The organism is Psychrobacter sp. M17(2026), from assembly GCF_055699815.1.
In genome coordinates this window covers 2,891,879-2,909,769 of sequence record NZ_CM146741.1, presented here as the reverse complement: position 1 = coordinate 2,909,769, position 17,891 = coordinate 2,891,879, and the positions used below count along the sequence as shown (strand labels likewise).

12 protein-coding genes are annotated in these 17,891 nt (G+C 44.9%); 6 read left to right on the top strand and 6 right to left on the bottom strand.

Annotation, left to right across the window (positions count from 1 at the left end; all coding sequences use genetic code 11):
- Nucleotides 1-30: 30 nt before the first annotated feature.
- Nucleotides 31-2,949, top strand: a complete 2,919-nt coding sequence (gene rapA / locus ACR63T_RS12365) for an RNA polymerase-associated protein RapA (protein WP_472784180.1) — start codon at nt 31-33, stop codon at nt 2,947-2,949.
- 390 nt (nt 2,950-3,339) lie between these two features.
- Nucleotides 3,340-4,242: an acyl-CoA thioesterase gene (locus ACR63T_RS12360; protein ID WP_201570376.1), complete on the top strand. Its 903-nt coding sequence runs from the start codon at nt 3,340-3,342 to the stop codon at nt 4,240-4,242.
- A 225-nt stretch (nt 4,243-4,467) separates the two neighbouring features.
- Here the strand turns inward: ACR63T_RS12360 and mutY are convergent, their stop codons facing one another.
- The 5 genes from mutY to ACR63T_RS12335 form a co-directional block, all read right to left on the bottom strand.
- Nucleotides 4,468-5,748, bottom strand: a complete 1,281-nt coding sequence (mutY, locus tag ACR63T_RS12355; RefSeq protein ID WP_472784179.1) for an A/G-specific adenine glycosylase — start codon at nt 5,746-5,748, stop codon at nt 4,468-4,470.
- A gap of 116 nt (nt 5,749-5,864) precedes the next feature.
- Entirely contained in the window at nt 5,865-6,794 is a 930-nt protein-coding gene (locus tag ACR63T_RS12350; protein ID WP_472784178.1) for a GIY-YIG nuclease family protein, read from the bottom strand.
- A 126-nt stretch (nt 6,795-6,920) separates the two neighbouring features.
- On the bottom strand, nt 6,921-7,877 hold the full coding sequence (ylqF, locus tag ACR63T_RS12345) for a ribosome biogenesis GTPase YlqF (RefSeq protein ID WP_472784177.1): 957 nt from the start codon (nt 7,875-7,877) through the stop codon (nt 6,921-6,923).
- A gap of 133 nt (nt 7,878-8,010) precedes the next feature.
- Nucleotides 8,011-11,133, bottom strand: a complete 3,123-nt coding sequence (locus ACR63T_RS12340) for a DUF2339 domain-containing protein (RefSeq protein ID WP_472784176.1) — start codon at nt 11,131-11,133, stop codon at nt 8,011-8,013.
- A gap of 245 nt (nt 11,134-11,378) precedes the next feature.
- Nucleotides 11,379-12,116 (bottom strand): dienelactone hydrolase family protein, encoded by a 738-nt coding sequence (locus ACR63T_RS12335; protein WP_472784175.1) that lies wholly within the window; start codon nt 12,114-12,116, stop codon nt 11,379-11,381.
- A gap of 347 nt (nt 12,117-12,463) precedes the next feature.
- On the opposite strand from ACR63T_RS12335, the gene ACR63T_RS12330 reads away from it, so the two are divergent.
- Both ACR63T_RS12330 and ACR63T_RS12325 read left to right on the top strand, forming a co-directional pair.
- Complete coding sequence (locus tag ACR63T_RS12330; RefSeq protein ID WP_472785283.1) at nt 12,464-12,937, top strand: YcgN family cysteine cluster protein; 474 nt, start codon at nt 12,464-12,466, stop codon at nt 12,935-12,937.
- A 63-nt stretch (nt 12,938-13,000) separates the two neighbouring features.
- Complete coding sequence (locus ACR63T_RS12325) at nt 13,001-13,390, top strand: hypothetical protein (protein ID WP_472784174.1); 390 nt, start codon at nt 13,001-13,003, stop codon at nt 13,388-13,390.
- 82 nt (nt 13,391-13,472) lie between these two features.
- Here ACR63T_RS12325 and ACR63T_RS12320 read toward each other — a convergent pair whose 3' ends face one another.
- Nucleotides 13,473-14,834 carry an Lnb N-terminal periplasmic domain-containing protein gene (locus ACR63T_RS12320; protein ID WP_472784173.1) on the bottom strand — a complete coding sequence of 454 codons (1,362 nt, stop codon included), beginning with the start codon at nt 14,832-14,834 and terminating at the stop codon, nt 13,473-13,475.
- A gap of 271 nt (nt 14,835-15,105) precedes the next feature.
- Between ACR63T_RS12320 and ACR63T_RS12315 the strand changes: the two genes are divergently transcribed.
- On the top strand, nt 15,106-16,005 hold the full coding sequence (locus ACR63T_RS12315; protein ID WP_201570360.1) for a CBS domain-containing protein: 900 nt from the start codon (nt 15,106-15,108) through the stop codon (nt 16,003-16,005).
- A 246-nt stretch (nt 16,006-16,251) separates the two neighbouring features.
- Nucleotides 16,252-17,826 carry an apolipoprotein N-acyltransferase gene (gene lnt, locus ACR63T_RS12310; RefSeq protein ID WP_305899024.1) on the top strand — a complete coding sequence of 525 codons (1,575 nt, stop codon included), beginning with the start codon at nt 16,252-16,254 and terminating at the stop codon, nt 17,824-17,826.
- Nucleotides 17,827-17,891: the final 65 nt, after the last annotated feature.

Below are 17,891 nucleotides of genomic sequence, written 5' to 3'. Positions count from 1 at the left end.
TCTTAACTGAGTACAAAAAGACACTGCCCTATGACTATTACTGCCGCCTCTCTGCACAGCTCCGAATTCGCCGTTGGTCAACGTTATTTATCTGATACTGAGTCTGAACTTGGCTTAGGTGTGGTCATCGATGTCGATGATCGCTGTGTACATATCTTATTTCCACAGAGCGAAGAGATGCGCGTCTACGCCAAGATGTCCGCGCCTTTATCACGAGTCATATTCAAAGTTGGCGATAGTATCTGTGATCAACAAGGTTACAATTATACCGTCACTGATGTTGATGAGGTGATGGGTGTGCTCAAATATAGTGTCGAAGATGATGAGCAAGGCACTGCTATAAAGCCTATCATGGAGACCCGTCTTGCCGCTAATATTACCCTAGCAAAGCCGCTTGAGCGCTTGCTGGCAGGACGTATTGAGCGCAGCGACTGGTATGATTTGCGCCAAGATATTTTGCGTATGCAAACCGCGCTGGCAGGACATCCGCTCAAGGGTTTTATGGGCGCGCGTGTTGATATTATTGAGCATCAGCTGTATATCGCTCATGAAGTCGGCAAACGTATCGCGCCACGCGTATTACTCGCGGATGAGGTCGGCCTTGGCAAAACTATCGAAGCAGGTTTGATCATTCATCAGCAGCTCCTCACAGGTAAAGCTGAGCGGGTGCTGATCTTAGTACCTGATAGCTTGCAGTATCAGTGGATGATCGAGCTACGTCGACGCTTTAATCTCAACTTTGCGCTGTTTGATCTAGTGCGCACCGCCGCGATTAAAGAGCATGATCCTGAGCAAAACGTCTTTGCAACCGAGCAGTGTATTATCGCAGGTATGGACTTGTTGCTTGATCATCATGATCTGTACGATCAAGCGATGGAGGCAGGTTTTGATCTGTTAGTCGTTGATGAAGCGCATCATCTGCATTGGAATGAGGCTTCAGGCGGTAATGAGAAATATGATTTAGTTGCTGATTTTGCGGAAGAAACGGCGGGTGTATTATTGCTAACAGCGACGCCCGAACAGCTTGGGGTTGAGAGCCACTTTGCTCGTTTGCGCCTGCTCGATGCCGATCGATTCGATGACTTAGAAGAGTTTATCGATGGTCAAGAGGCTTTTGCTCAGACGGCTTTGGTAGCGAGTACCTTAATAGAAGATGAGCCGTTAAGCGTTAATCAAATAGCCGCGTTGACCCACCTGCTTGAGGTTAGTGACGATGAGCTAGCGGCGATCAATGAAGACGAGAAACTGCGCACTTATGCGCTCAATGAATTGCTGGATCGCCATGGTACGGGCCGAGTGTTATTCCGTAATACTCGTGAGAGCGTTAAAGGCTTTTATGGGCGTACAAGCCGAGCACATCCGCTACCACTGCCAGATACTTGGATAGGCAGCTATCAGACCGTTGGCAAGTTGCGCGAGCAGTTATGGGGTGAAGAAAACCAACCCGATGGTAGCTGGCTTGAGGATGAGCCACGCGTCCCGTGGTTGATTGATATTCTAAAGGGCGAACTGCGTCAGAAAAAGGTGCTACTCATAGCGCGTAGTGGTGCGACCGTTGAGAGCCTGGAGGCGATATTACGTCTACATGCTGGCATTAAGACTGCGATCTTTACTGAACAGATGACGCTACTTGAGCGTGATCAAGCATCGGCCTACTTTGCTGATACTGAGGGCGCGCAGATATTACTGTGCTCGGAGATTGGCTCGGAAGGTCGTAATTTTCAGTTTGCCAGCCAGTTGATACTTTGGGATCTACCTGCCAATCCAGATACTCTAGAGCAGCGTATCGGTCGCTTAGATCGTATCGGACAGACTGAGCAAATTACTTTGCATGTGCCTTATATTGAAGGCACCGCGCAAGAGCGTCTGTATCACTGGTACAATAGTGCGCTCAATATCTTTAACCAGATATCTCCAACCGCGCAAAGCGTACAAGAGCAATATATTGCAGAGTTAAAGCCGCTGCTAGAAGGCATAAAAATAGAAGGTGCGGATACGTCTGATAACCAAGTTATTTTGCAAGATCTTATTGCGGATGCCAAGCAAACCCGCTTAGGTCTTGAGTCGCAACTGCAAATGGGTCGTGACCGTCTCTTAGAATACAACTCGTGTCGTCCAAGAGTGGCTGGACGTATCGCGAACGCCATGCATGATTTTGATGCTAATAATCTTTTGCCGCAATTCGTTGAGCGTTTTTTGGCATCAGCTAATATCGATTATAGCGTGCAGCGTGATGGCTCGTGGGTCATCTCACCTGTCGATAGCACTGAGATTAGTGACTATATTGAGGGTCTGCCGTTAGGCGACGAGGACGGTATGACCTTGACCTTTGAGCGTGAGCTGGCTCTACAGCGTGAAGAGATCGACTTCGTTACTCATGAGCATCCATTGATGCGTGCGATCTATGAGCTGGCGAGTACCAGCACCTTTGGTAATACGACGGTCGGTATGCTCAAAAGTAATGCTATGCCACAAGGTATGGTTATGTTAGAAGTGAACTTTCGCGTAGAGGCTATCGCGCCCAAGTTACTGAATCTACCTGCGACACTACCTACGCAAAACATCCGTGTATTCATTAGCGAGCAAGGAAGCGACTTATCGAGTCGTATCAGTAGCGATATGATCATGCCGCACATTGAGCGCTTGGATAAAAACCGTGCGCGGCAAGTCATTAAAGCGCGTAGCGATGTGATAGAGCAGCGCTATTACGAAGCTGAGGCCATCGCCCGTGCGCAATTGCTAGATATTGGCGAGCAGGCGAATACTCGCTTTAGCCAGCAATGGTCACGCGAGGTCAAACGCCTCAAGCATCTGCAAACGATCAATCCCAATGTGCGAGATACCGAGATTGAGCGCTTAGAGCAATTGCAACTGCAAGGTGAGCAGGCGCTGGCGACTTTATCTTTAGTGCCTGATTCAATCCGCGTGCTGGTATCAGTAAAGCCTTAAAATAGTCTAAAAATAAAAAAGAGATACTAGCTAAGTATCTCTTTTTTATTGCTATGGCTTTTTATTAAAGTTACTAGTACGTTTTATAGTTTGGCTATTTTGCAGTATAAAATAAAACCCAAACGGTCAGGTTTATTTGCCCTTTTGATCATTCAATAACTGGCTAACCGTATCAATATTGGGTAAGATGTCCGGCTTTAAAACTAAGCTTAGCGCTAGCAAGACTTATAGTGGATAAGCTATAAAATACGAGTTAAGTTATTAAAATAAAAGTTATTATTTATTGATTACCCCTATTATAGTGATCGCTTTGAGTATCGTTATAATCAAATCATTGCTAATGCTATCTGTGTATAAGCAGGCAGTATTCATTGAACGCAAGGAATTTTTATGCCAAATCACGCGCAATTGATCGCTGAGCTACTGGCGACCGTAGCGCTTATCGAAGTCAGCCCTGATGTATTTGAAGGTAAAAGCCATGACTATGTCGGTGCGCGTATCTTTGGTGGTCAAGTACTGGCGCAAGCGATAATGGCCGCAGCTCATACGCTTGATGAAGATAAGCCTTGTCACTCCCTGCATGGTTATTTTTTGCGCGGTGGCGATATTGATCAGCCAGTGATCTATCAAGTGCGTCGCTTACGTGATGGTCGTAGCCTATCAGCGCGTCAAGTCACTGCCATTCAATACAAGCAAGCCCGTGGTAAGCCGCCTGTTGAGCAAGTGATATTTTCGATGATTACGTCTTTCTCCTCGATGGAGGAAGGTTTAGAGTATCAAGAGGATATGCCAGCTTATCCGCCACCTGAAGATTTGGCAACTGAGCAAGAGCTCAAAGAGGACTATGTCGGCAAAGTGCCAGATGCCCTAAAAGCCCGTTTTATGCGTCATCGCCATGTCGAGATTAAGCCCATCAAATCGCGTGATCCTATTCATCCAGAACCGATGAAACCTAAACAAGCCAACTGGTTACGCATTCTTGAATTGGGCAAACAGCCGATTGCTATTCAGCAAGCACTACTGGCGTTTTCCTCTGATTATTATCTGGTTGGCACAGGTCTTATGTCACACGGTATTAGCTTTATGACCAGCGGTCTGCAAGCGGCGAGCATTGATCATTCGATGCATTTTCATCGTAATTTTGATCTAAATGAATGGCTACTATATGACATGTGGAGTGATACCACATCCAACGCTATGGGTCTTAATCATGGTCAGTTTTGGCAAGATGGCCGTTTGGTAGCAACTGTACAACAAGAAGGCTTAATGCGGCTCAGAGTGCCGAAGTCTTGATTTAAATGCTTTATCTTTGAAAATACTCACGGTTTTAAAGTAGGTTGGTGTGGAGCTTGCGACACCCAACTATTTTCAATCTATGATAGAAAATTCTATTTAAAGAATTTTCCTTGCGAGCCTAATGAAACAGTGCTTCATTTTTACGGCTCTCAGGGTCTCATCCCTCGACGCTAACCTACGGTAGTCCATAATAAATTGAGAGTTAAGAGTGGAATTTTATTTTTAGCCCTCGATAATCTTCACCATAGCCCGTGGCAATCCTAAAGTCTCTTGAGCTTCACTAGCATTTAACCAATTCACATTGATCTCAGCGGCTTGTAATATCTTAGTTATTTCTTGAGCCTGATGATCATCCAAGGTTAACTGCTGTGGCGTTAGATACCAATGAAAATGAGTCAAAGAATGCTTAATAGGTGCAGGGGCATCGGCAAATAAATCATGAGTCACTGACTTTGCGACCAGCTTATTTTCACTTAACCATTCATTGATAATTTGCTCAGCGGTAGTAAATTCTGTCTCGTAAACCTGCTCATACGCTTTAACATTGCTCGCCACTTTTGACGATGTATCATCTACATTTTTATGGCCTACTTTAGCAACCGTTTTACCGCTAATCTTTTCAATAAATGCCAACGGTAAGCTCCATAAGCCGCCCCAAATACCGTTGTCGGGACGTTGTAGCCATAATATCTCGCCATTGGTATTTTGAATGATTAAGGCACTACTGAATTTGCTAGGCTTGGGCTGTTTTTTAGCTTTGACAGGATAATCCATCTCGCGACCTTGCGCATGAGCTAGACAATCCGCTTGTAATGGACAGGCCGCGCAGTTTGGGTTACGACGCACACACAAGGTTGCGCCCATATCCATCATCGCTTGTGCGAACAGCCCTGAGTTTTCCTTAGGCGTCAACCTTGTGGCTAGTGCCCATAATTCTTTGGTCGTCGCCGACTTCATAATATCGCCATCGATAGCCGCCCAGCGTGTCAGCACTCGCTTGACATTACCATCACAGATGACGCCGTAACCATGTAACCCCATCGCTACAATAGCGCCAGCGGTCGATGGCCCAACGCCAGATATCGCTTCCCAACCTTCTAATGTCTGCGGATAATCGCCAGTGTCATTGATAATTTCAACCAACTGCTTTGCGCCTTTATGCAAATTACGCGCCCGTGCATAATAACCCATGCCCGCCCAATGCTCAGCAATCACATCCCATTCTGCTGCGGCTAAATCCTGCACGGTCGGAAATGAAGTCATAAAACGCGCAAAGTAGGGCAGTACGGTGGTGACTTGGGTTTGCTGTAACATAACCTCGGATAGCCAAACGATATAAGGGTTAGGCGTGTCGGTTTGATGCTGTTGCCAAGGTAAATCGTGGCGACCGTTGGTGGCGAACCATGCTAGTAGGCGTGGGGCAAAGGTGTTGAGAGATTGGGTAGAATGAGCAAAGTTCTCTTCTGAAGATTTGTATTTTTCGCTAGGTTTTGTTTTGGTCATAGATTCGGTCTTGGCAGGTAAGGTGCGCCCTGCGCACCGATAAGAAGATGTTTGCTGAAATTTATACTTTCTTTATCAGTTTATATGAGGTTGGTTAAGGAGAATATAAAGTGATCTTATCGACGATAAATTTTATCTAAGGTTTCACCTACCTCGTTTTTCCATACTAACCAACCATTTGCATTGCGCCCAGTGACCATTTGTCCTGCACCACTCGGTGTTTTAAAAAGATGATTTTTTGTCAATCTATAAGACTTATGATCATAATTAATCAAAAGCCCTTCTGTAACCATTTCTTCTTGTTTACGGGCTGACCACTTACCCAATGAAGATATTTGCTTTTTGCGAAATAGCGAACCTTCTAATACTACAAACCCATCATCATCGTAGTAACCTTGTGCATCGGCATCTATTGTTTTGCAATAAAATAACAATGGCTTGAGATCAGTTGTGACTGTTTCAACGTTGCTACTGAAAGAAAGACCAACATTGGTAGAAAATTGGTTTTTAAAATTACTATTTTCCTTGTTACTTAAAGACTCAAAAATAGGCTGTCCCAAGGTTGATAGTAAAACATCAAGCGTATAAAAAAGTTCCTCACAATCTGCCTTTAGTGGATCAGGCGTATGCGGTTTATTGCCGCTATTGCCATTTTTTACGTCATAACGACCAACGTCAATAGCAGTTGCTATAGCTTTATGCTCCATATATAACGCATGAGTCTGCGTCATAGTATTATTAGTTGAAAGCATCACAAAAGCACGTGTCCAAAAATCTTTATCATCATGCTGACTTAATCTTCTTCTTAGATCACCTGTTTGTCCAACATACAGTAATGGCTTATCTGTACTTTCTGTTTCACCGATTAAAAAGTACAGACCCACTTGATTGGCCTCAGGCATTTCAAAAAAATCACTAATATGAATACGTGGAATCTCAATCAAACGAACCGTACGCGTAGTCATCTCAGCCAAACGTAAACCACGCGGATTACCTTTGGGTAAATAGATCTGAATGGTTTTAGCAGATGGAGTCGATGAATTCATAACAGCTCATGTTGATGATTAAATTTAGTTTTTTAGGGTGCATTTTATGCACCGATGGTTAGTTGTAGCGTCATTATCGGTGCGTGGAACGCACCCTATGCAAAGTTCCTAATTATGAAACTAACCCTACTTCCGATTCTTCCTTGCCCGCAATTTACGCTGATGCTTTTCCTCTAACTTTGCCTTTTTGCGCTCTTCATCGGCTAGACGTTGCTCCGCGACGACTGCTTCTTCCGCTTCACGCATTTCAGGGGTTTCTAGACTGATACGACCTATCGTACCACTACGTAATTCGTTGACCAGAATTTCTGACATGCGATAGGTATCTACAACGCCACCTCTTTTGAGCAGTCCTCGATTGTGCCCTGCAATCTCAAAGAACTCCCAATCCGTTTTAGGCAATTCATCGATTTTATAGCGCGTTTTTAGCAGTTCAGGATAAGCCTTCAATAGATATTCTGCGGTATAACCCGCCACATCATCGAAGTCAAAGGCGGTATCACGAATACCACCAGTAGCGGCTAAGCGATAGCCTGAATTAGCATTTTCAACTTTTGGCCAGAGCATACCAGGCGTGTCATAGAGCATAATGCCACCATCTAGTTTGATGAGCTGCTGCGACTTAGTGACCGCAGGCTCATTACCTGTTTTGGCAACGGCACGCCCTGCTAGGGTATTGATAAGGGTGGATTTGCCAACGTTGGGAATACCCAATATCATTGCTTTAATTTGGCGACCTGACTCGGCTTTATTTGGCATAAGGCGCTTGCATAGCTCAACAATACGATGGACGTGATCGGCTTTATTATCATCAAAGGCGAGCGCTTTGACACCGTTTTCTTGCTCAAAATAATCCATCCACGCTTGAGTCATCTCAGGATCAGCCAAATCGGCTTTGTTTAAAATCTTGATGACAGGTTTTTCGCCACGTAATGAGGCTACCATTGGGTTTTCACTGCTATAAGGAATACGCGCGTCAAGCACCTCGATGATGATATCCATCTGCGGCATGACTTCTTTGACTTCGTTACGCGCCTTATTCATATGTCCTGGGAACCACTGAATATTTGCTTTCTTATCCATCTGCTTTTACTGCCTTTTTAATAAATAATTTGCTAGTCATAGACAATGCGTCCAGAGTAGCTGTGGTGCCCAGTTTACTACAGAACCCAAGCTGTCACGTTATAATTTCTCCATGAAGTCTGCTTATGGCTTGTCACTTGTTCTGTTGTTCAATATCGTCCATTATTTCACTCTCTTTTTCATGCTCAGGTGGCAGTGGCGCAAGATAACCAATCAATAATATCAAGCTACCTGCTACTAAGAAGGAGATAACGCGCAAAATAGCGCCCGTTTGCGATAAGTCGACCAGCACCAGCTTGAGTACCACTACGCCGAGTAAGCCAATACCCATAAACCACCAAAAGCGCTTACCGTTGCGACTCGACATAAAGGTGGCGATAAGGGCAGTCAGTGTCCACAGAATCGTCAAACTGGTTTGCACAGTATCATTGCTCCAAGCGCCATCGTTCCATAATGGCGTGCTGGCATAGGCATGTAACGTACGCACAAGCATACTTGAGAGCACCCAAAAGCCAATAATACCAATCGCTTTAAGCAGTATATTTGCAGAAATGAGCTTGTTTTGATTGGGCGGCGTAAGATTCTGTCGGGCGTTGTCGTTTTGAGATAAGGTATATACTTTTAGACCATAAGCCATCGCCAACAGCACTGCGATATCATACAGATTTAGCACAGGAATATAAGGTAAGTCCCAGACGATACCATCGTGATACCAGTTAGTAATAACGACCCAGATGAGCAATAGTGGTACGAATAGAGCGCTACAGCCTGCTAATGCTTTATGCCAATCAAACCATGGCAGTATGCTTGCCAAGTGACACTCAGCAAATTGCATCAATACAATCAAGCACAGACTAATGATAGCGATGGTCACCACCCCACCTGAGTCCGACCAACTGTAATAGACAGCCGCCGCCAGCACTAATATACCAGTCGCTAACCAACTGGCGTATTGATATGAAGAATTATTTTTAGTATTTGTCTCATTACTAACATTATCAACATCAGCAATAGTACTAGCATCAGCATCTTTATTGATGACAAGCTTGCTATACCACGTTTTTAGCCATAGCTGAGCGATAATTAGCCAGCCGAGCAAAAGGACGGTAAAAACTGCCCAGTTTATAGCGCTCCATTGATGGTCAAACTCAAACTTTTGCGGTAATTGCAGTACCAGCGCTAGATAAAATAAGCTCAGTAAGGCGTGGCTAAAATAGCGAACCTCCGCCCAAGTGCGATAACGATTGATTAGCCAATAAATACTCAAACTAAGCAAAGTCGCTAGTGCTATCAAAGTCGTTGTTGCTAATTGCCAATGCTCAAACCACAGATCAAAGTCGTTGATTAAAACGTAAAGCGACCAAACGATAGCTATAGCAGTTAAAAAGCTTATAAAGGCAGGACTGCGCCATACCACATTGAAGGCAGTGGTTTGACGATTGATACTCATAAGCCACTGCCGAGCGGCTTGAGGGCTGATACCTAGAGCACTTGCGTATTTGGTTACCTCATTATTGATGTCATCTAGATTATTATTATCAATAGTATTGGTGGTATGAAGAATATTGGCATCTGCTTGCGAGTTGGCATTGAACAAGACATTAGGCGAATTGCTGGCTCGCAAAATAAACACCACACTAAGGCTGGCGATAGCGGAGAGTGACATAGCTAAAGTGGTCGCATCGCCAAAAAAGGCGTATAAGAATAACAATCCGACACTAGCTATCTGTAATAATAGACCAAAGATCACGAGCCACGCGCGCAGCGAGCGCCGTCCAAACCAAACCAGCGCTACGCCTTGAATCGACCAGCCAACTGCAATCCACTCAGCATCAAAAGCTAAGGGTATAACTAAGGCCAAAAAGCCAAACCCTAACGCCAGCATTCCCTCAGTAATGAGCGCATAGCGCTGACTGCGACGAATGAGCGACCAGCCCAATATTAAGTAAATAGCGCCTAAAAGCGCACTAGTCATGGTTAGCGCATGCTCAATATCGTGCAATAGAGCAGCAAATAGCCCAAAGGCTAGTACGGGTACTGAAAACAACAATCCTATATCCATTGGGTAGAGATAGAGGTTATTGCTATGGCTATTCACAGGTTTTGAATTGGTGTTGAAGGCAGTTGCAGCCGTTATAGAAGTAGCGGCTTCATAATTAACGTTATAGATAATAATCTGCTGAGTATAGCGTATCGCTATAAATAGATAGAGTGCCAGATGCAGTGCAACCAATAGCACAAGTGACCAACGCTGCGCATCAATCTCGCTACTTACACTGGCAAAACCACCGAAGTAATAAGCCAGACCAAAAGTCACGGCAACGCCCAAGATATTCAACACTTTCCAAGTACGGTAATGAGCGATGATGGCGACGGCGACGTTTAACAGCAGATAATAGCTAAATAATGCCGTCAAGCTACCTGTATCAGTTGCCGTCAATAAGGGCGCAAAAAAGCCACCGCCCAAGGCTAACAGCGCTAAAGGAAAAGCGTTTTGACGGATGGCTAAGCCGATAGTGAGCGCCGATATCAGCCCTAAAGCAATAAAGCTAGGTACGCTGGCAAGTACCTCATAGACATCGTAAGCAAAAAAGGTCGTCAGGTAAGCGATGGCCAAGCCTGCTCCTTGCAAAGTGATACCGTAGGCAAAGCGCTTGATCGCTAATTTCAGACCCAAACCTGCCAGCGCTAATCCTGTGACACCGATAGCGATAAGTTTGGACTCTATAGAAATCTCGACATAATCGCTGACTAAGCGTAGCAATAAAACCACACCGACCAGTAATACTAAAACGCCAACACGCACGACTAAGTTACCCCCTAAGAACCAGTTTTTCAGCGAGTTAAATAGGGAGGTGACGATAGGGAGCGAGTGCTCATCTGGCTCCATGATTGGCGTAGCAGAGGCTAGTTGACTTGGTACTGGCTTTTGATCAGCGAGTGATGTTTTTATATCAGGAGTATTATCTACGAAGTGCTCACTTAGCACAGGGTTGGTCTGCTCGTCAGCACTAATCCTAGTCGGCAGTGGCGGTGGTAATATTGGTTGTGGCGCTGCTGTGCTGGATGAGGTCAATGGGGTGGTATTATTAGCAATGGAATCTGGGGACTTTAAAGCTTTAGCATTATCTTTGTGCTGTTGCAGCTCAATTTGTAGCTTCGTTATATCACCGCGTAGTTGCTTAAGCTGTGCATTTAGCTTTTTATAAAAGACACTAGCGATGATCAGCAAAATAATAATCGAAAACCAATCCATTGTAGACCTCAATATGTTCTTAATACTTATTATCAAGTATTCTATCTTACAATGCGGTGACGATGTTATTTAAGAAAGACGTAAGTCCAGCTACGCTTAGCACATAAAAAAGCAGAATATAATTAATATACTCTGCTTAGTTTTTGTAGGGTGTGCCCAGCGCACCAGTGCGATAATATAAAAAATAATTAGTGCGATAGAGTGCACCCTACGCCTTTAAGACAGGATGAAAAAGATAGAACAAACTATCCCAAATTAGCTTTCATAAAGTCCATCATTTTATCCCAGCTTTGCTTGGCAGCGGCCTCGTTGTAACCTAAATCGGCATCATTATCTGCCGCGCGTTTATCGGCTTGTGGATTTGTAAAGCCATGCTTAGCATCGTCATAGACATCGACGGTATAATCGACACCTGCTGCCTCCATCTCTTTTTTGAAGCCCTCTACTGCATCCATCGTTACCATAGAATCAGCACCACCATGCGCAACTAATACTTTGGCGGCAAAGTTTTTATCCGCAGGCTGCTTTGGTGATAAGTTACCATGGAAAGTCGCGACAGCTTTGAGAGGCATACCTTCGCGCGCCATATCTAACACGACTTTACCACCGAAACAAAAGCCAATCGCGCCAAGATTATCACCATTGACACCCATCTGATCGCTAAAGTCATTTAAGATCAGCTGACAACGTGCCATCAGCATATCTTGGTCAGCGAGCACTTGCTCCATCCACATATTCGCCATTGCTGCGTCAGTGGTGAGTTTACCCTCGCCAAACACATCCATAGCGACAGCCGCATAGCCCGCTTTTGCTAAGCGCTCAGTGACTGCTTTTGGATGCTCGACCACGCCCCACCATTCTGGCGCTACTAAGATACCCGTGACTGGATTGTCATTGCTGGCGCTCTCAGGTAGAGCCACATAGCTGATTAGCTGTACGCCATTTTCAGTGGTACTGATTAATTCAAAAGTCTTGATAGACATATTATTATCCTTTTTTTAGTGCAGTTTTTAGCAAGGTATGAACAGATGATTCTAGATATTAATACCTTACGTTTTATTCAACCGTTCTACCTTAACGCCCAAATCACGTAAAAACAGCTATAATACTGTAACGCTCGTTATCAAAATGGTTGCTACTTATCCCATTGTTTCCTACAAGCCACCTATTAAAAGCTGATCCTATGAATTTAAATTTTTTATCATCCGCCAGCAAGCCAAAAGCTAGCTCATCGTCTGCACCTGAAAAACCTAAAGTAGAGATTTCAGGTTCCAAAAATACTGAGTTAGAAAGTACTGAGTTAGTCAGTACAGAACCAAAAAGCACAGAGCTGCGCCCACAATTTTGGACACGCTTTGCACTTGATGAGCTAAATCATAGCGAGTGGGAGGCTCTATGTGATGGCTGCGGGAGTTGCTGTCTGATTAAATACGTTGATGAGGATGAAGAGGGCAATGTCGATGAGGCTTTAGTTGAGTATACCGATGTCGCCTGTCAGCTGATGAACTGCGAGACGGGATACTGTCAGCATTACGCCACGCGCCAAGAGTATGTACCTGACTGCATTCAGCTTACTATCGGCAAGCTGCCCTCTATGATGTGGCTGCCTGCACACTGTGCCTATAAGCGCTTATATAAAGGTCAATCCTTGCCAGCGTGGCATCTATTATTGACTGGAGATGCGGTAGCGACTCAGCAGCAAATGCGCGCGGCAAATATCGGTATCGCTGGGCGCTGTGTCTCTGAGGTCGGTATGAGTGATGAAGAGATGGAGCCGCGAGTGGTGAATTGGGTGACGCCTTGAAAGCTAAGGTTAGAGTATGAGCAAAAGCTATTTGATAAACCAGCTGCTAAAACTGTGGAAACTATGACTATAGATTGGCAAAAAATAGAGGCACTAGCGGATAAATTATATAAAGATGAGCCATTGTCCGATCACTATTTTAATATTTTAACCGAGTCAGGGATAAATGCAGCGCCTTGGTTTTATGCGCAAAATTTTGACGTCTCTATTAAAGAGGCGCAGCGCCGATTGTTATTGCAAGGGATTAGCTCGCCACTGATCAAAGCGATTGCAGAGCACTTAGGGGAGTCGGTGGCAGCAATTTATTATGACAATAACGATCCCAATGAGTATGCTATTAAGGTGACTACATTAACTACAATCAAAGCCGTATCGCCAAAATACATTTATCATTTTAAGCAAGATGCATTCAAAAAATATTCAATAGCTATTTATATTCAAACTAGTAGGTAAAAATTCAGGGGCAAATCTTTATATTGAAATAAAAATTGAAACCTGAGATCAAAATCGTATCATTACGCTTTAATCACACATTCTATTCAGCCGTCATTCTAGCCTGTGAGATGGCATCTGCCTCAGCTTCAACTTGCGTATCAGCCAGTGGCGGAATTGGAATACCTTGACGAATTTGCCTAGAAAACTCAGCGCTGTTATTACTGACGTCTAAATTAGCACTATTATCAAAGCCGCGCACTTTAGGATTGATATGCGCACGCTCATACCATGTCTCCATTGACCACGGCTCAGTGCTTTCTTGGTTATCATTTTGCTCAGAATTAGCGTCAGTGCCAGCATCACTAGAACTAATATCAGCATCTAGCATACCGATATCATATAAGTAGTTGGGCAGCCAGCCTGAGACCCAAATACGATAATCCCAAGGCAGGCGCTCACCGCTGACGATCCGCGCCATATAAAAAATAATGTTAGTGCAGTTACTGGTAAAAGTATTATACCAAGACGGCTGCGCATTGAGCTCATCCGCTGCGATAAGGTAGGATTCAAATAGCGACTGAACCTCGCTTTGCTGCAAGTGACTAACAGGGAATAGATACACTTGCTCGCCGCGCGCATTAGTACGAGTATAAATAATATCACGCTCCTCGCTAGCAATCAGGCTCAGCTCAAAGCGGCGAAAAAACCCAGCTAATGCCGAAAATGTCTCATCGTCCTCTTTGCGAATCTCAAAGGAGAAAGCGAGCGGCCGATCATCTTCAAAGCGAAAGCTAACTAAGGTGTGCGCAATCAACGGCCCCATCCAATAGGAGTTAAATATATCGACGCCTGCTAGCTTGGACATATCGACCGTACGAGTCTCCCAGCGCGCATCGGATGTGATCTCTTCGCCATCACCGCGCGGCGCATGCCAGTCGAAGTTACGCACGTTAGTAAAGGTTATCAAGTTAGGATTATCAGCGTCGCGAGTATAGCTGACTACTTCACTGACATCAGGCTGCCAGTTGCGCTCCTGTTTGGCTTCAATAGAGAAAAACCAGCCCAGACCGAGCAGCCAAACGCTGGTATAGCCTGCTAGTAAGACCCTTGAGTATCGGTGTCGATTGTGGGTAGTAAGCGCGGGTTTATTCATCAGCTTATAAGCTAGCTTATCAGTTAGCTTTGGTAGATAGCGCGAAGTAATTAATGCCGCTAATAAACCTACTATTATGACTGCTGCCAGCCAAGTGATGGCTGATAGAGCGCCAAACTGATACCAAATAGCCAGCAACAGCCAGATTGCCGAGAGTATCAAGGTAATCAAAATAAGCAAACGTATGAGTAATCGCCACCAGCTAAGCGGCTTATGCTTAGTAGGCTCAATGCTCGGCGGTCGGTTTGGAGCCTGTTTGTTTGCAGTGCGCTTTGATAACCATGATTTAAGAGAGGAGCTGAGCGACATAGGATTGCGTTACTTAAGTAGTTGTTGAAGTAAGTGGTGAAATCAATGTTAAGATGTATATTAAAATGAATAATGAAATCAATGTTTTGACCATAGCAAAATTTATATCACACTGACAATACAATTTGCATAAATTTATCGTTGAATGTGATAAAGGCTTGCGATAAAGTGAAACTAATTTGCTACCTGTTTGATGTTAGCTATTTTATCCCCATCTAACGGTTTATACTTTATCTATATCTACCAACCAAAGAGGTTAACTCACGTTACCATGTCTGAAGACACTCCCAGCCCGAGTAGCTGGTCGATGCGCGGCTTAAAACGCTGGCTATCGACCGCCCCCGAAACCCGTGATGAGCTAATCAATCTGGTGCAGGAATCGCGCCGGTTTTTAGAGCCTGATACGGTTGATATGCTCGAGGGCGTATTGGACTTGCCCGCCACCCAAGTGCGGGAGATCATGACCCCGCGCCCACAAGTTATCAGCCTGCACGAGAGTACTAGTCTGGCTGAGGTCATGGATATCATCTTAGAGACCACGCATTCACGCTATCCTGTATTTGATAGCCAAGATGACGATGCAGTGATCGGTATTTTACTGGCAAAAGACTTGATTCCGCTGCTCGTCTATATGGTGCGCGATCAAGACGAAAAAATCGATAGCAAACGTCTTAAAGACTTAGTGCGCCAGCCATTGTATATCAGTGAAAATGCACGTTCCGATACCCTTTTACGCTCACTGCAACGCACCCAAGTGCATATGGCAATCGTCGTTGACGAGTTCGGTAACTTTGCAGGTGTGGTGACGATGGAGGATTTATTAGAAGAAATCGTCGGTGATATCGTTGATGAGCATGATGACTTTGATGAAGACAGCGATATCAATAATATTGTCATCCATCCTGAAAAGCCTAATACTTGGTGCGTGCAAGCCTCGACGGTGATTGAAGACTGTAACGATGAGCTAGGCAGCCATTTTGATGATACCGATGTCGATACGATGGGCGGTTTAGTCATGCAGGCGCTCGGTTATGTCAGTGACTTAGAGGGTGAGAGCGTCGAGATAGATGACTGGAAAATCACTATTACTGATGTAGAAGGGCGCTCTATTAACGATCTTGAGCTGACCAATATAAAAGCGGATAATCAGGTATTGATTGGTAGTCATTAATTTTATTGATAAATTAGTCTTAGACATAAATAAAAAAACACGGCTACGGCCGTGTTTTTTATGGTTAGCAGTCTAACCTAACTACGCAAATTTACCCCTTTATTGGCGCAGGCTGGTATCATAGTCGCATTTAATTTGAGCGGATGCGTAAACAGCCTCTTTACATTAAAAACACTAAAAATTTGTCGTTCGGTTCTGAGTTTTGGTTACAAAGCTTTAGGTCATAAAAGGTTTTAGGTAATAACTATGCGTCTGTCTACTGATGATTTGCAAAAGCGTCTCAATGCGAACAAGTCGAAAAAAAGACCGTTAGGTCTGCTGATTGTGCTGGCTGGGCTTGCAGGGGCGTCATTTACTTTAGCGCTAGCGCCTTATGGGTTCTGGCCATTGGCTTTGATATCGCCTGCGATTTTATATGCGCTGTTATTGCCAGAGATGAGCGGCAAGCGCGCTTTTATCATCGGTGAAGCTTATGGTACAGGGCTGTGGTGCGTTGGCGCTTTTTGGCTTTATACCTCTATTCATGATTACGGCGATACACCAGCGTGGCTTGCGCTGATTTTGATCGCGATCATGGGTCTGATTATGGGGCTATTTCATGGCTTTATGGCGCTACTATTCAATCGGGTAGTCGGCAAGCAGCCTTTCGCTTTTGCAGCGCTTTGGGTATTTCAAGAATGGCTTAAGACGTGGCTGTTCACAGGATTTCCTTGGTTATTTATTGGTTATGCCTTTACTGAGCAGTATTGGCTATCGTCACTTGCGCCTGTGGCGGGTATATTTGCCGTGACTTTTGTGGCGGTATTACTCGCAGCTAGTGTGGTTGAGCAGATGCGCAATCGTGGCGGCTATCTATTGGCCTCATTTGCCCTGCTAGTCGTTAGCACCTCGCTGTGGCTGGCTGATCCGCAGTGGACGAAGCCCAAGGGTACGCCAGATCTTTCGGTATCGCTCATCCAAGGCAATATCCCGCAAGACTTAAAATGGCTCACTGAGTTCCAAGTGGAGACGCTCAAGATATATGCAACCCTCACTCGTAGCGAGTGGGGCCGTGACATTGTGCTGTGGCCTGAGTCATCCATTCCGATGTTTCAGACGGAGGCAGTCGGCTTTATCGGTGAAATGGTCGAGATAGCCAAGGAGACGGATACCACTTGGGTCACGGGTATTCCTTATAAGGATGAGGCAGCGTTCGATCCGAGCACTGATAAATACGCGCCCTTCTATAATAGCGTCATAGCGCTCGGTGCACAGGCAGAGGGTCTGTATAAAAAGCAGCGCTTGGTGCCGTATGGGGAGTATATTCCTTTTCAAGGCACGCTAGATCTATTGCCTGGTCTGGCAGGTAGTCAAGAGATGCTCAGCTATAGCCGTGGTGATGATCAACAGTCGCCATTGCGCGTGCGCGGTCATAATCTAGGCTCAGCGATTTGTTATGAAGTGGCGTATCCCGATACCACGCGCAAAAACGCTATCGATACCGACTTTTTATTAACGATATCGAATGATGCTTGGTTTGGCACGTCAGCAGGGCCGTTGCAACATCTGCAAATGGTACAAATGCGGGCGCTGGAGAACGGGCGCTGGTTCATGCGTGCGACCAATACTGGGGTAACGGCAATCATTGATCATAGAGGTCAGATCGTTAAGCGTGCGCCGCAGTTTGAGCGTACGGTATTGCGCGGTACTATTCAGGCGCGAGTCGGCCATACGCCGTATACGACTTTTGGTAATGCGCCTATTTTGATCTTTATCAGCTTACTGCTATTGCTCAGTTATTTGGGCAAAAACAGTATTGCAAGAGCGCGGTTGGGTAAGTAGCTATTGAATAAGCTCGTAAACTATTGCGGCTAACATAATAATTCCTTTAAATAGGTGAGGGATTT

Bases quoted from the DNA above. Each gene is read 5' to 3' on its own strand.
- ACR63T_RS12325 (WP_472784174.1), top strand. From the start codon at position 13,001: ATGACTATAGATTGGCAAAAAATAGAGGCACTAGCGGATAAATTATAT.
- ACR63T_RS12335 (WP_472784175.1), bottom strand. From the start codon at position 12,116: ATGTCTATCAAGACTTTTGAATTAATCAGTACCACTGAAAATGGCGTA.
- ACR63T_RS12320 (WP_472784173.1), bottom strand. From the start codon at position 14,834: ATGTCGCTCAGCTCCTCTCTTAAATCATGGTTATCAAAGCGCACTGCA.
- rapA (WP_472784180.1), top strand. From the start codon at position 31: ATGACTATTACTGCCGCCTCTCTGCACAGCTCCGAATTCGCCGTTGGT.
- lnt (WP_305899024.1), top strand. From the start codon at position 16,252: ATGCGTCTGTCTACTGATGATTTGCAAAAGCGTCTCAATGCGAACAAG.
- mutY (WP_472784179.1), bottom strand. From the start codon at position 5,748: ATGACCAAAACAAAACCTAGCGAAAAATACAAATCTTCAGAAGAGAAC.
- ACR63T_RS12360 (WP_201570376.1), top strand. From the start codon at position 3,340: ATGCCAAATCACGCGCAATTGATCGCTGAGCTACTGGCGACCGTAGCG.
- ACR63T_RS12350 (WP_472784178.1), bottom strand. From the start codon at position 6,794: ATGAATTCATCGACTCCATCTGCTAAAACCATTCAGATCTATTTACCC.
- ACR63T_RS12340 (WP_472784176.1), bottom strand. From the start codon at position 11,133: ATGGATTGGTTTTCGATTATTATTTTGCTGATCATCGCTAGTGTCTTT.
- ACR63T_RS12315 (WP_201570360.1), top strand. From the start codon at position 15,106: ATGTCTGAAGACACTCCCAGCCCGAGTAGCTGGTCGATGCGCGGCTTA.
- ylqF (WP_472784177.1), bottom strand. From the start codon at position 7,877: ATGGATAAGAAAGCAAATATTCAGTGGTTCCCAGGACATATGAATAAG.